This is a genomic window from Bacillus sp. PDNC022 (assembly GCF_016919285.1).
In the GTDB taxonomy this organism is placed as follows: domain Bacteria; phylum Bacillota; class Bacilli; order Bacillales; family Bacillaceae; genus Bacillus; species Bacillus safensis.
This window is the reverse complement of sequence record NZ_CP070345.1, coordinates 2650021-2663197: the sequence shown is the minus strand read 5'-3', so window position 1 is coordinate 2663197 and position 13177 is coordinate 2650021. Positions and strand designations below refer to the sequence as shown.

General features: G+C 39.7%; 17 protein-coding genes. All 17 read left to right on the top strand.

Annotated features, from left to right (window positions below):
• Positions 1 to 35 precede the first annotated feature (35 nt).
• The 17 genes from JVX94_RS19795 to JVX94_RS13485 all read left to right on the top strand — a co-directional run bounded on the left by JVX94_RS19795 (position 36) and on the right by JVX94_RS13485 (position 13173).
• Positions 36 to 590, top strand: a complete 555-nt coding sequence (locus JVX94_RS19795; protein WP_481748184.1) for a CPBP family intramembrane glutamic endopeptidase — start codon at positions 36 to 38, stop codon at positions 588 to 590.
• A 441-nt stretch (positions 591 to 1031) separates the two neighbouring features.
• Positions 1032 to 1388, top strand: a complete 357-nt coding sequence (locus tag JVX94_RS13560; protein WP_205183518.1) for a DUF2200 domain-containing protein — start codon at positions 1032 to 1034, stop codon at positions 1386 to 1388.
• A 161-nt stretch (positions 1389 to 1549) separates the two neighbouring features.
• A complete protein-coding gene (locus JVX94_RS13555) occupies positions 1550 to 1741 on the top strand; it encodes a PLD nuclease N-terminal domain-containing protein (protein WP_048238247.1) in 192 nt (63 codons plus the stop codon).
• A 14-nt stretch (positions 1742 to 1755) separates the two neighbouring features.
• Positions 1756 to 2676: an ABC transporter ATP-binding protein gene (locus JVX94_RS13550; protein WP_205183516.1), complete on the top strand. Its 921-nt coding sequence runs from the start codon at positions 1756 to 1758 to the stop codon at positions 2674 to 2676.
• The gene (locus JVX94_RS13545; RefSeq protein WP_205183514.1) at positions 2673 to 3437 is read left to right on the top strand and encodes an ABC transporter permease; all 765 of its coding nucleotides are present in this window, start codon (positions 2673 to 2675) and stop codon (positions 3435 to 3437) included. The genes JVX94_RS13550 and JVX94_RS13545 overlap by 4 nt, the downstream gene beginning before the upstream one ends.
• Positions 3438 to 3539: 102 nt before the next feature.
• Positions 3540 to 3950 (top strand): RidA family protein, encoded by a 411-nt coding sequence (locus JVX94_RS13540; protein WP_203129164.1) that lies wholly within the window; start codon positions 3540 to 3542, stop codon positions 3948 to 3950.
• Positions 3951 to 4174: 224 nt separating this feature from the next.
• Positions 4175 to 4897 (top strand): ABC transporter ATP-binding protein, encoded by a 723-nt coding sequence (locus JVX94_RS13535; RefSeq protein WP_203129166.1) that lies wholly within the window; start codon positions 4175 to 4177, stop codon positions 4895 to 4897.
• The gene (skfF, locus tag JVX94_RS13530) at positions 4890 to 6311 is read left to right on the top strand and encodes a sporulation killing factor system integral membrane protein (RefSeq protein WP_205183512.1); all 1422 of its coding nucleotides are present in this window, start codon (positions 4890 to 4892) and stop codon (positions 6309 to 6311) included. Before JVX94_RS13535 ends, skfF begins: the two co-directional genes overlap by 8 nt.
• 19 nt (positions 6312 to 6330) lie before the next feature.
• A complete protein-coding gene (locus tag JVX94_RS13525; protein WP_205183510.1) occupies positions 6331 to 6846 on the top strand; it encodes a HEAT repeat domain-containing protein in 516 nt (171 codons plus the stop codon).
• A 157-nt stretch (positions 6847 to 7003) separates the two neighbouring features.
• A complete protein-coding gene (locus tag JVX94_RS13520; RefSeq protein WP_144486050.1) occupies positions 7004 to 7198 on the top strand; it encodes a hypothetical protein in 195 nt (64 codons plus the stop codon).
• A 153-nt stretch (positions 7199 to 7351) separates the two neighbouring features.
• Positions 7352 to 8479: a DUF418 domain-containing protein gene (locus JVX94_RS13515; RefSeq protein ID WP_205183508.1), complete on the top strand. Its 1128-nt coding sequence runs from the start codon at positions 7352 to 7354 to the stop codon at positions 8477 to 8479.
• Positions 8480 to 8658: 179 nt separating this feature from the next.
• Entirely contained in the window at positions 8659 to 9030 is a 372-nt protein-coding gene (locus JVX94_RS13510; protein ID WP_003217079.1) for a GntR family transcriptional regulator, read from the top strand.
• Positions 9031 to 9035: 5 nt separating this feature from the next.
• On the top strand, positions 9036 to 9911 hold the full coding sequence (locus tag JVX94_RS13505) for an ABC transporter ATP-binding protein (protein WP_205183505.1): 876 nt from the start codon (positions 9036 to 9038) through the stop codon (positions 9909 to 9911).
• Positions 9895 to 10500: an ABC-2 transporter permease gene (locus JVX94_RS13500; RefSeq protein WP_205183502.1), complete on the top strand. Its 606-nt coding sequence runs from the start codon at positions 9895 to 9897 to the stop codon at positions 10498 to 10500. The genes JVX94_RS13505 and JVX94_RS13500 overlap by 17 nt, the downstream gene beginning before the upstream one ends.
• A gap of 528 nt (positions 10501 to 11028) precedes the next feature.
• A complete protein-coding gene (locus JVX94_RS13495) occupies positions 11029 to 11661 on the top strand; it encodes a TetR/AcrR family transcriptional regulator (protein ID WP_144472877.1) in 633 nt (210 codons plus the stop codon).
• Positions 11662 to 11711: 50 nt separating this feature from the next.
• Positions 11712 to 12395 (top strand): bacitracin ABC transporter permease, encoded by a 684-nt coding sequence (locus JVX94_RS13490; protein WP_144472702.1) that lies wholly within the window; start codon positions 11712 to 11714, stop codon positions 12393 to 12395.
• 25 nt (positions 12396 to 12420) lie between these two features.
• Positions 12421 to 13173: a DUF4097 family beta strand repeat-containing protein gene (locus tag JVX94_RS13485; RefSeq protein ID WP_205183499.1), complete on the top strand. Its 753-nt coding sequence runs from the start codon at positions 12421 to 12423 to the stop codon at positions 13171 to 13173.
• Positions 13174 to 13177 lie beyond the last annotated feature (4 nt).

The window sequence follows — 13177 nt, the reverse complement described above, 5'->3', positions numbered from 1 at the left end:
ATGCGAGAGAAATATGGTTCGTCCAATACTTAGACATGATGGATTCCATACCAAGGGCCATGATATCAGCCGTTATCAAAATAGCCATTTGGGTCATTCCCGTTATATTTTTGGTTAAAGTTATGGAGAAAAGCAATCCGTTCTCCTATTTAGGATTACGTCATAACTTTAAAAAGGGGTTTAAGTGGGTAGGTTGGGTGTCTTTAGTTTTCATATTCTATTTCATTTTCAATTTAACCGTTTTAAAAAATGATATTGATTTTCAAATGGGGTTTAATGAGTGGCTTAATACAATTCTGTTAGTTGAAATCACTGAGGAAATTGTCTTTAGAGGTTTTTTATTAAGAAAACTAATGGATTCTTATAAGTTCTGGATAGCAAATGCAATTACATCCTTACTCTTTGTGTCGATTCATTTTCCTATTTGGTTTTATAAAGGTCTTTTTGAATTCCCATATATTCTAGGTTCCATATTAACGGTATTTGTATTGGGTATTCTATTTGGATTTTTATATAAGAAAAGTAACTCACTTTGGTCAGTAATTATTATTCATTCTTTGTATAATTTATTAGTATCACTGTTCTACTAATGGATGAAACTGTGAAGCAGCACTTAAGAAAATGATCAAACTTTATTTCAAAGTAACATTTTGATACCCTTTAGATATAATTGTCTAAAGGGTATTTTTGTGTCTAAAGAGCTAATTAAAATGGAAGATAGATTCGTTAACAGCGTACATTTTCAAAGGAGCTGAGTCATGAGCAAATATTTAAAAAAGGAAAAGTGGGGAATTATTTTTTCTTAATTAGTTATATCGCATTGTTTATAAGTTCTTATTTGTTGATTGGTGGTCCTGCCACGGTCGAAGGACCGATTTGTGTATTTCTAGGATTCTGTTTCGTTCAATTTCATAAATATAGATCTTTCAAAAAAAATGCAGGTAATAAAAAGGGAGTAGGCATACTAAGAGAGCGGGAAATAGAGAAGGTAATACAGCTTAAATATTTAAAAAAGAAAGAGAGAAGAGCACATGACCAAACATAAAGTTTACACAATGAGCTTTGCAAAAATCTATCCTCTCTACATCGCAAAGGCAGAGAGAAAAGGACGAACAAAGGCTGAAGTCGATACGATTATTTGTTGGTTAACAGGGTACAGTCCAGAAGAGCTGCAGGAACAGATAGATAAACAGATAGACATTGAAACCTTTTTTGCTGAGGCTCCTGAGCTTCATCCTTTCCGCAGTTTAATCAAAGGAGTCATTTGTGGTGTTCGGGTAGAGGACATTAAGGAAGAAACCATGAAAAACATTCGGTATATGGATAAGCTGATTGATGAGTTAGCGAAAGGAAAGAAGATGGAAAAGATTTTGCGAGGTTCATCATGAGAATAAAAAGCAAGCCCAGTGAACTAACCTTCACTGGGCTTTTTTCTATCTTATAGATCAATCGATCGATAAAAATAAAATCCGTTTGAACGAATCCTCTCTTCATGTCGTCAAAAGAAGTAATACCAAAACAAATTGGCGTTTGAAAAGGAGTGGCGTGGATGGATATGAAAATGATTTTACCTCTTATTTTGCTGCAAGCGATATTGATGGTGATTGGTTTGTTTGATTTGTTGAAAAGAGATCCATCGAGAATTAGAGGAGAGGTGAAGTGGGTTTGGGCGTTGGTGATCGTGTTTGTGGCGAGTGTCGGTCCTATTGTGTATTTGATTTTTGGTCGTAAATCATCTTAAAAGGGGGGATTCGCTTGAATATGTTGGAGTGTTATGGGCTGACGAAATCGTATGGCCCGAATGAAGTGTTAAAAGATGTTTCGTTTTCTGTTGAGGAGGTTGGATGTGTTGGCTTTTTAGGTGCCAATGGAGCGGGGAAGACAACAACGATCCGGATTCTCACAGGGCTTGCTCGTCCTACTTCTGGGGTCGTGAAGGTGGCTGGTTTGGATGTCACAAAGGAGATGGATCAAATCAGTCATGTGATAGGGTATTGTCCGCAGCATCCTGCATTTTATCAGGATATGACGGGGCAGGAGTGGATGCATTGGATTGGCGGGTTATTTCATTTAGAGAAAAAAATCATTCGCTCCAAAACAGAGGAGCTGTTGAAGCTTTGCCGCATATATGAGGCGAAGGATCGTGCCATTGGCAGCTATAGCGGAGGGATGAAGCAGAGGCTTGCCATTGCGCAAGCGCTTATCAACAGCCCGAAGGTTCTCATCTTGGATGAACCTGTGTCTGCACTTGATCCCATGGGGAGAAAAGACGTTCTGACATTGATTGAGCGTCTGAAACAAGAGATGTTGATCTTTATGTCTACCCATATTTTAGATGACATTGAACGAGTAGCGGACCATATTATCATGATCAACAGTGGCAAAATTGAGATGTCTTCTTCCATGAAACAGATCAAAGAAGACTATATCCAGCCAGTGATTGAATTTCAATTAGAACAACAGAATACGAAACTAGTGGCTTTGTTAAAAGAGCGGGATTGGGTGGAGGAATGCTTTGAGACAGGAGATGCTTATCAGGTGCGAGTAAACGATCAACAAATAGCATTGAAGGAGCTGCCTCGTCTCATCACTGAATCTGGCGGTGTTCTCCTCCTTTATCGACTATCTAAGCTGACGCTTGAAGATATTTTCATGAAGGTTGTGAATGCATCATGATGATGTTGAAAAAGGAATTTAAGGAGTTATTCACTAGCTATAAAATCTTATTTGTTCCTATTATTTTTACAATTTTAATGATTACGCAGCCTATTACGCTCAAAATGCTGCCAGATCTTCTATCGAAATCAGCTAATTTACCTCAAGGATCTACATTTTATATACCAGAGCCTAGTGCAGGAGAGGCTTTGGCGAGTGCATTGAGTAAATTTGATTCGCTAGGTGTGTTTATCCTGATTATGATCGTGATGGGGACGATCGCTGGAGAGCGTGCCTCTGGAGTGACCGCGATGATTATGGTGAAACCGATCAGTCGAACGAGTTACTATGTCTCGAAAATATGCGCCTATGCCGGTTTGACTTTGTTTAGTTTGGTGGTGGCGGTGCTTGCCTCTGTTTATTATGTGGACATTCAATTTGGTCATGTGGATTGGGTCAATGTGTTAAAAGGAACACTTCTTTATTATCCAAATTTATTGCTGATTGTAGTATCGACCATTTGTGCTTCAGCGTTCTTTCAACGTTCTGTCACAGCTGGCGGTGTGTCGCTTTTGATCAACCTTATTCTGTTTACCGTTCCTTCATTTTATGAAGAGACAATAGGGAAGTTTGCGCCTAAAGGCGTGACCAGTGCAGCCGAAGAGATGATTCATAAGGGGACTTATTCGGATCAGGCACTTACAAGCTTTCTAGGTGTATCGGTATTGATTGGTTTCTTTTTTCTTATCGGATGGTATCTTTTTAGAAGCCAAGAATTATAGCAGTATCTTCAGGTCTACTTTGAGCATAAAAATCTGAATACGGTTGAAAATTTGATATGATGATAAAAATTGACTGTATTTTCAGAAAAGGGGTTTTTATCAATGAGAACATCACGTAATCCTAAGACCATTCACCCGCCAGTTGCGCCATATACACATCAGATAGAAACAACCGGACCACAGCGGTGGTTAACTCTATCAGGTCAGGTGGGGATGGAGGCGGACGGGACAATTCCAGAGAGCCCGATGGAGCAGCTTGAACTAGCGTTAGAGAATGTGAAACGAAATGTAGAAGCGGCAGATATGGCCGTGGAAGATATAACGAAATTAGTATTTTATCTCGTAGGAGAGTTCGATGCTGAGAGCAGGAAACGAATCATGGGGCAGTTTTTAGGTGATCATCTGCCTTGTATGACGATGATTTATGTTGTGGCATTGGCTTCTCCTGCTTTTAAGGTAGAGGTGGATGCTTGGGCGTGTCAGGAGATCGTTTTAGTTGATGGAGCGGTTTAATAGATAAAAGATTGGGATACTGCAACCCAATCTTTTTTTATTTTGTACATAATATAATTTCTTTTTCCGTTGTTTATAGAATAGATTACCTCATTTCTATTACCTTGTTATTCTCTATATGGTAATATTAGGGTTAATGAATAGTGGGTCTAATGACATTCGTTTTTGATTTTATAACACACCATAGATAAGCATACATCACTCTAATCAAAAGGAGAGATTTGATGCCGTTCATGGAGGTTCAGAATGTAAGTAAACGATATAGCAATGGTGATGGGATAGAGGGTCTGTCATTTTCCATCGAAGCAGGAGAGATTGTGGCGCTGCTAGGGCCTAATGGCGCCGGGAAGACGACAACGATTCGGTGTGTAACAGGTCTATATAAACCAGATGGAGGGGAAATTCTCATAGAGGGTTTCCCGCCTGGTCATGCCCATGTCCAAAAACAAGTAGCTCTTATTCCAGATCAGCCATATTTGTATCCAGACTTAACGGCTGCTGAACATGTTCAATTTCGGGCACGTGGATATCATAAAGGCTTAAAACAGATCAAGGAAAAGGTATATGAAGCGTTGAAAGAAGTACATATGGAAGAGAAGATGAATGAACTGTGCGGAAGGCTGTCAAGAGGCCAAAAGCAGCGTGTTGTCTTAGCAGGAGCCATTGTTCAGGATGCCTCCCTTTTTATATTAGATGAACCGACTGTCGGGTTAGATATTCCATCAAAACAGTGGCTGTCGGATTGGCTGAGACAAAAAAGCAGTCAAGGGGGGTCGGTCTTTGTGTCGACTCATAGTCTGGAGTTTGTCCTTGATACGGCTAGCAGGGTGGTATTGATTCGAGACGGTGCCATCATGAAGAGTATGGGTGTTCCTCAATTAAAGGAAGAACAGGTTGAGTGGAGGGCAGAAGTTATTCAACTTTTGGGGGAGTGGTCAAGTGAATAACACACTCTCCCTTTTATGGATGAAATCTCAAAGGCGCTTGATCAATAAAAATCAAGAAAAGAAAATGCCTTTTCTGATCTTACTTCTTTTCATAGCGGCAATTGTTTTTCAGCTAAGCGCAGTTTCAAGTATGGGTGATTGGAATACAAGCGCAGCAGGATGGATCATTGTCTGTTTGTTTGTTCTTTATACGGGTTTTGGTTTGTTTACGAATCGGCTGCCTAGTCAGATGAACGATATCATTTGGTTATATGGAAATGGCGCTTCTTTATGGACGGTTGTTATCAGTGTGTGGATGTATCACATTTTCTGGCGAGGGGCTCTTCTCGTTATCTCTGCTTTGGCTGCGGACCTTCTTCTGTTTTTTATGACGCAGCAGTACCCGTTTCTGCTTGGCAAATCACTTATCCTGACAGGGCTGTTATGTTTGGTTGAAACTTGGATGATTGCGGTGTCTTGTGCTAGAAGCATTAGAGTATACAAGCGACTGCTCTTACTCGGCTTTGTATTGATGTTTTTCAGCTATGCACTGCTTGTTTTGAATCAATTAATGATGAAACAGCCCTCGTTGATGAACTTTGCTGATTCTTTGATGTTTCAATCTGGACGTATGATCGAAGAGTTCTCCATTCTTTCTGTCTTCATTTTTATTGGAGTGATGTTTCTATCCTTCATGATGATGTACAAGGCTAGTCATCGTTTAGAAATGAAGGAGTCTTTAGTCAAGGAGGCAGTATTTTGGGAGGAATTTGAGGGGAAACATATTCAATCAAGTCCAATCGTTCAAAAAAAGAGCAGGACATGGTGGGGACTTCCGGCATTAACGGGCATTTGGGTTTTTCTTTGGATTGAATTATTGCTGATAAAAAAATATATCACCTTCCATGTGCTATCTACCATGCTGTTAATTGGTACTTACTATGTCCTCTTTACTTATTTTTCAGATTGGTTGAATCTATTCTTGATCGTTATCGCGGCATCCGTTCTTTTTAGTTCATATTATGCAGGGATTGTAAGACACGCACAAACAGGAGTGCTCTACCTTTTTCCAGGTGCTTTATATCAAAAAATCATTCTGTTAGAAGTGTTTCAAACCTTTTGGCTGTATGCTTTCTACTTGATTTCTCTTTATTTGGTTGAGATTCAGGATGTTTTGTATTGGACCTTATTTGGTGGAGGAGTTTATATATGGATTTTGGCCATACGACTCTTTGCCTTTATGCAGCCTCTGAGACGAGAAATGAGTTTTGCTTTGGCCGCCTATTATCGATCCTTGCTATTTGCGTCTGTGATCAGTGCTATGGTCATTATTAGTATTCATCTCATCACTGATGGCTTGTTGACTACAATTATATCTCTAGCGGCTGGGGCTGGATTTTATGTGCTTTGTTATCGATACCGTGCGGTTCATTAAAAAGAGGAGTTGATTGTAAATGAAACCAGAAAATAAGTTATCTCAATCAGTTCAACAATTGGCCAATACAAATGAAGTAACGATCGTTCAAGCAATGAGCGAATTGAGAAAATCAGGAAAAGATGCAGTGCCCGTGCTTGTTGAAGCTTTAAAAGAAAAGGGGTCTCTTCGAAATATTGCAGCAGCAGTACTGGGTGAATTTGGAGCAGATGCGGGGGACGCAGCAGAACCGCTAGCTCGGCTATTAGAAAGTGATGAAGAAGATACAAGAATGGCCGCTGCCATGTCACTCATGAGGATTGGGCAGCCTAGCCTGCCATTCCTTCTGGCACTGGCTAAACGTTATGAGGGACCTACTTGTTTCTGGGCATCATGGTGTATCTCTTGGATTGATCCATCAAAAATTGAAAAAAACATGTACGAGTGCTTAAAACAAGAACAAGAAAATCCAACAGGCAGCGTTACTCCTTTTGCTGCAGAGGAAGCTTTAGGGAAGATTATTGCTTTTCAGCTAAAGGAAAAGGGGGATGAATAGTGGAAACGCAGAAACTCAACTGGCCTGAGCATCTTCCTTGGATTTACCCTTCAGATCAAAGGAGTTTTTAGGGGCAGTTAATAGATCGGAAAATGGGAGATACCGGCTGGTTAGAAAAACATTCAATTGGTTAGTAAGTATCAAGGAGGAGAGAGTGTTGTTTCAATCAAACAAAGAATTAAAAAGAAACGTCATTTTTTTCGCAGGTGTTGGAGTGGTTTTGCTGATTTTAATAATGCTGAAATGGTTGCCGATTTCTGCAGACTGGGAAATGTCGTTGATTTTATTCGGTTTGGGAATTTTGTTTTATTTGAAGCGTGTGCTGCGAGAAGAAGAAAGTCATAAGTCATAAGTATTCAGTATGATACCTAGAATATAGATTCTAGGTTTTTTTATTAAATTTACCTTAAAACGAACTTTTTCACATGGGGATGGAAACCATTTTTTTAAAAGTGTGGTAGGATAAATATGCTTTATCTTTATATTGTCCGAAGGAGCTGTCGAGTTGAAGGGATCTAGGGTTGAGTTTATTGATAGTTTGCGTGGTTTTAGTTTATTAGGTATTTTGATTGTGAATATGCTTAATTTTCAATATGATTATGATTTTGAGAAAATGTTTGATTCGAGTTTTTGGGGTCAGGAATTCGGGGTGTATGTAACGGAAATTTTGTTCCAAGGGTCTTTTTATCCGATTTTTTCCTTTTTGTTTGGGTATTCTTTTATCAAGCTGATTGAATCGACGAAGGCCAAGGGACTGAATACGAATGCCATTGTCGTTCGCCGAGGTTTTGGTTTGATTGTGCTTGGGATGCTGCATTTAATCTTCATTTGGAGTGGCGACATTCTTCTCTACTATGGAGCTTGTACGTTTTTCCTAATGATGTTTATAAACAGTCGAATCAAAACAGTGTTTATATGGTCGGGTATTTTAGGTGCCTTATCTTTAGTGATTTATCCATCTCTAATGAATTTTATTTACGGAAATCCTGATTTATTAACGAATGTATATGGGACTGGTACATATGGCGATATTGTATTGAGCCGGATTACAATTGAAGATGATATGGTAATCGTCTCCATCATTATGGCAATTGTAACACTTACTATGACACCAATTTTAAGTCTTCTCTATGCTCCTATCATGATTGGTCCATTTGCACTGCTTGGCATGGCGATCGGGAAAAAAGGTCATTTGACAGAAAAAGATCGAGGAATGGCCTATCGAAAAGGCTGGGTGTGGATGATTGTGATCGGGCTTGCGCTAAAATGTGCGACGTTCATTGATGCTCCTTGGAGTGAATTGGTGATTACGCTGGGTGCCTATGTGCTGACGGTTGGGTATATTCAAGCCTTTATTGTTTTCTACTATTCGAAGGCAGCCCAAGGTTTCAAACGCCTGCTTGCAGGGCTTGGCCGTTTGTCTCTATCAAACTATTTGGCGCAGTCGATTATTTGTACAACAATTTTCTATTCTTATGGACTTGGTCTATTTGGACAATTGGGATCAATGTTTGGGCTGCTGCTTGCTGTCGGACTGTACACAGCACAGCTGTTCATCAGCTATCTCTATTTGAAAAAATGGAGAAGAGGTCCTGTGGAGTGGCTTATGGGAAAATGGGTATATTGGAAATAAAGCATTTTGTTAAAGAACCGCATGGCTTAAGGGCTGTGCGGTTTTTTCGTTGTATTGTATTTTAAAAAAATGAGGAGAACATTTTTAAAATGGTTGAATATTCTTTTAGTGTGTATATAATGTATATATAGTGTATATACAATATTTTGTTCCAACTATCTGAAAAAAGAGGTTTTTATATGCAAATTACGATTTCAAACCATTCTAAGGAGCCTATTTATGAGCAAATTACGAATCAAATCAAATCGATGATTTTAACGGGGGAGCTGGCTGAAGGTGCGGCACTGCCGTCTATTCGAAAGTTGGCGAAGGATTTACAAATCAGCGTTATCACAACAAAGCGAGCTTATGAAGAGTTAGAGAAGGCGGGATTTATTTATTCGATTGTAGGCAAGGGATCATTTGTTGCGGAACAAAACCTAGAAGTGATGAGAGAGAAGAAATTGAAGGTGATCGAGGAACAGCTCGGAGCCGTTGTCACAAACGGGAAAGAATTAGGTTTATCTTTTGATGAATTGCAGCAGTTATTAAAGTTTTTATATGAGGAGTGAGATGAGTGGAGCATGTGATTGAATTCAAAGGAGTATCGAAACGATTCAAGGATTTTTCCGTTCAGGATCTTGATTTACAGGTCAAGAAAGGCTTTGTCACAGGGTTTATTGGAGAGAATGGAGCGGGTAAGTCGACTACCATTAAAATGATCATGAATTTGTTAAAACCCGATTCAGGTGACATAAAGGTTTTTGGGTTGGATTATCAAACTCATGAAAAAGAGATTAAGGAAAGAATCGGATTTGTTTACGATGCCAATGTTTTCTTTCCAGGGTTGAATTTAAAGGACATCAAACGGATTGTGGCTCCTGCCTATAAACGCTGGGATGACCAGCTTTTTGATCAATATATTGGACAGTTTGGTCTGCCGCTGAATAAAGCGATCAAAACATTTTCAAAAGGGATGCAGATGAAGGCGTCACTTGCGATTGCGCTGTCGCATCATGCAGAGCTGATTATCATGGATGAACCAACTGCTGGTTTGGATCCGGTTTTTAGAAGAGAGCTGCTCAGCACGTTACAAGAATTGATGATTGATGGAAATCGGACGATCTTTTTTTCGACGCATGTGACGACTGATTTAGACCGGATCGCAGATTATATTGCGTTTATACAAAATGGAAGATTGGTCTTTCAACAGTCGATTCATGAAGTGGCAGAAAGTTATGCGCTTGTGAAAGGAAGCCTGGAGTTATTGGATCGAGACACAGAAAAGGCGTTTGTCCATATTCAGCGTACGGCAGCCGGATTTGAAGCATTAACAGATCAGATTGATCAGGTGAAACTTATTTTTGGGGATGCTGTTGTGATTGAACCGGCGTCGCTTGAGGATATCATGTTTTATTTGAAAGGCGGGGTTGCGCATGTTTCATTTAATTAAGCGTGATGTGATTTTGCAAAAGAAGCAGTTACTTATTTTTATTCCGTTTATCTTATTTTTTATTTTCATGGATGTCCATCCAGTATTGACGTTTCTAGTCGCTAGTGTTTTCATTCCATTTAACACATATGCGTATGATGAAAAGGCAGAAACGAATATTCTATTAAACTCCTTGCCCTATACACGTAAAGAAATTATCGCATCACGTTATCTTGGCGCCATTTTCTATATGAGTATTGCGATCGTGCTGACAAGTGCTGCATTATTTGTGTTTGGGAAGCTGTTTTCGCTGTCAGATATTGCGATTGGCAGCGGGTTGTTTTTATTGTTCGCGGCGTGTACGTTTCCATTGTTTTATATCTTAAAGCCTGGTTATATCACAACGGCAGTGATCATTGGCTTTATCGTATTATCTGCTATGGGACCGCCTGTTGTTCTCTATTTAGCAGAGCAATTTAGTGGGCTCACTAATTTTATTATGAATTTATCGATCCCTGTTTTATATACGGGGTCAGCTTTGCTGATTATGCTCTTCTACTTGCTGTCTTGGGGACTTTCTACTGTGATTTACCAGAGGAAAGTGTTTTAATTCAGATGATCACATCATTTATAGAGAATCATTCATTAATTTCTTGGATGAAAGCCAAGCTAGTGAGGCAGAAAACTTCACAAACAATTTTAAAAACGCACAACGCTTACGTTTCCCTAAGAATCTCCCCGTTGTTTTCTATCTAGCGGATCAAACGGAGGAAGAAACACCAAGCTGGAAACCAATGCATGAAGAACTACTGAAAAATGCAAATCACGGAAAAGTAGTTACCTTCAAAGGCGGCCATTATTTGCATCATACGAAATCAAAGGAGATAGCAGCTGATTTTAGAGAATTTCTATCTAACAACGAGAGTCACCGATAGTGAAGTATTCTCATGAGGTGGAGGCTTCGGCATTGCCGAATGTTCCAATGAATTTCCAGTTTGAGCTTGAGAAGACCGTGTGAGCGGTCTTTTTTAATTCCTATATTGACAGTTTATCATCAAGTAGATTAAAATACATACCAACGGTCGGTATGTAAAAGGAGGCGTTTTAATTGGCCAGAAATAAATATCCAGAAAAGACGATCCAGCAAATTTTAGATGTGTCGACGAAGCTGTTTCAGAAAAAAGGATTCGAAAAGACAAGTTTGCAGGATATCATACATGAGTTGAACATGTCTAAAGGGGCTATTTATCATCATTTCAAATCGAAGGAAGAAATATTACGTGCCGTGATGGAAAGGCAATTTCGTCATGCGACTGAGAAGCTTGAAGATTTGATTGAGCATACAGAGGCAGCACATGCGAGAGAGAAGCTGCAGCGTATTTTAGAGCAGCTTGTGGCAGATCCACAATCTCATTCGATAGATGGGATCTTGGTTGATCAGATCAAAAACCCGCAATTTGTGGTTGAGGGAATGAAGGCAGGCGTAAATCAGGATGCGCTTAAAATCAAACAGCTTATTCTGGAAGGAATAGATGATGGTTCGATGAAGACTGCTTTTCCTGGTGAAGTGGCAGAAGTGTTTATGCTTCTTGTGAATATATGGCTGAACCCAACGCTATTTGCTCGTGATCAACAGGAAACTAGTCAACGTTTGTTGTTTTTACAACAGATGATGAAAGGGCTTGGAGTGGATGTGGTGAGTGATCTATTCATTCAAAAGGTTACAGCTCATTACGCTGAGATTGGTGGATATGATCAGCCTGGAGTCTAACAGGTCAGATAAGAGACAAAAGGAGAATTCATTTCATAGGAGGATGCCTTATGCTTCATTTCATAAAACTTGAGCTAAGAAAAAGCCATATGAAAAAATACATGCAGGCTTGTATCATCGCAAGCGTTGTACTGCTCGTGTTTATCTATTTTGCCGCGTTTGCTGCACAGGTGGAGCAGGAAATAAGTTTTCAGCAATATCCGAACATTTATTTGTTGACCAGTATAATATGGATGCTCTTTTTTTCAATCGTCACAGCATGGATGTATTGTCGGGTGGTGGTGACGGCATTAAAAGAGCATGAACCTCATTCACTAAGTTTGAAAGCTTCACTTTTTTCGAGAATGGTCTGGATGCTGTGCTTTTCTACGATTGCTATGCTGTGCAGCATTATTCCCTCATTTGTTGTGTTTAGTGTCACTGAAACGTTCTTCCCTATTGTTCAGGATGTGATGACAGCTGATGTGATGTTCAATGTGATCAAAACATATCTAGTGTTTACCTGCTGCATCAATGGTATTGGCATGATTGCGATGAGAGTGGGTTTAAGGAAGAAATCTACTTTCATGACCATTCTGTCTGCGGTTGTTCTATGTGCTGTTTTAGGAAACGTATTTATCGCGGTTGATGGAAATGATCAATTGAATTTCATTTTGTCAGGAGTCATGGTCGCAGCTGTTCTCGTTGTGATGTTGGAATTGTGGAGCAGGATTACCCGGCTTCAAGCGAGATAAGCCACGATGAAAAGGAGAGAGACATGTGGAGCATACGGTTCAAATTGAAGAATCGGTCGTAGAATTATCGCTTGATTGGCTGCTCGGAGAGGTGCGTATCCATCACCATGATCATCCTTATCTCATCATTCGTCAAACGACCAATCAAGTCTTTCCAAAGCGCTATTTGCTGCATCATCAGGTAAAAGATGGGCGGCTGGTGATTCAAGATAGGCGAAAAAGATTATTCAGCTTAGGGCTGCACCTTTATCAAACGGATGTCGCTATCTATCTTCCGAAAAACCAATTACAGTCTATGTCCATTCGTTGTAAAGGAGCAAATCTTCAGGCAGAAGGGCTGAATGTGGAAAATGTCTATGGTCATTTAACCTCTGGAAAGACGATGGTGTCAGGTGAAATCAAGCATCTTCATTTAGAGACAGTAGGTGGACTTATTTCTAGCCGGCAGCTGGCCGCGCAGACATTGTCGTTGCACGCTACATCGTCAAAAGTTGAGTTGACGGGTGCTTTCTCAGACGTTGATCTGCGTGTAACAGGTAGAAGGGTACAGATTCATTCTACACACATGCTCAATTCACTTAAATCGACTTCAACTGGAGCTTATGTTAAAGTAGCGATTCCGGAAAATGATGGGTTTACTTGTTATGTAAAGAAAAGATCTGGTGCTTTTCGGAATGATTTTTCTTGTCATCGTGAGAAGGACAAAATGGTGCATAAAAATGGACTGCGAACCTTTGAAGTTGATATAAGGGGCGGTCAGTTTCTATTAAATAAGTGAAATA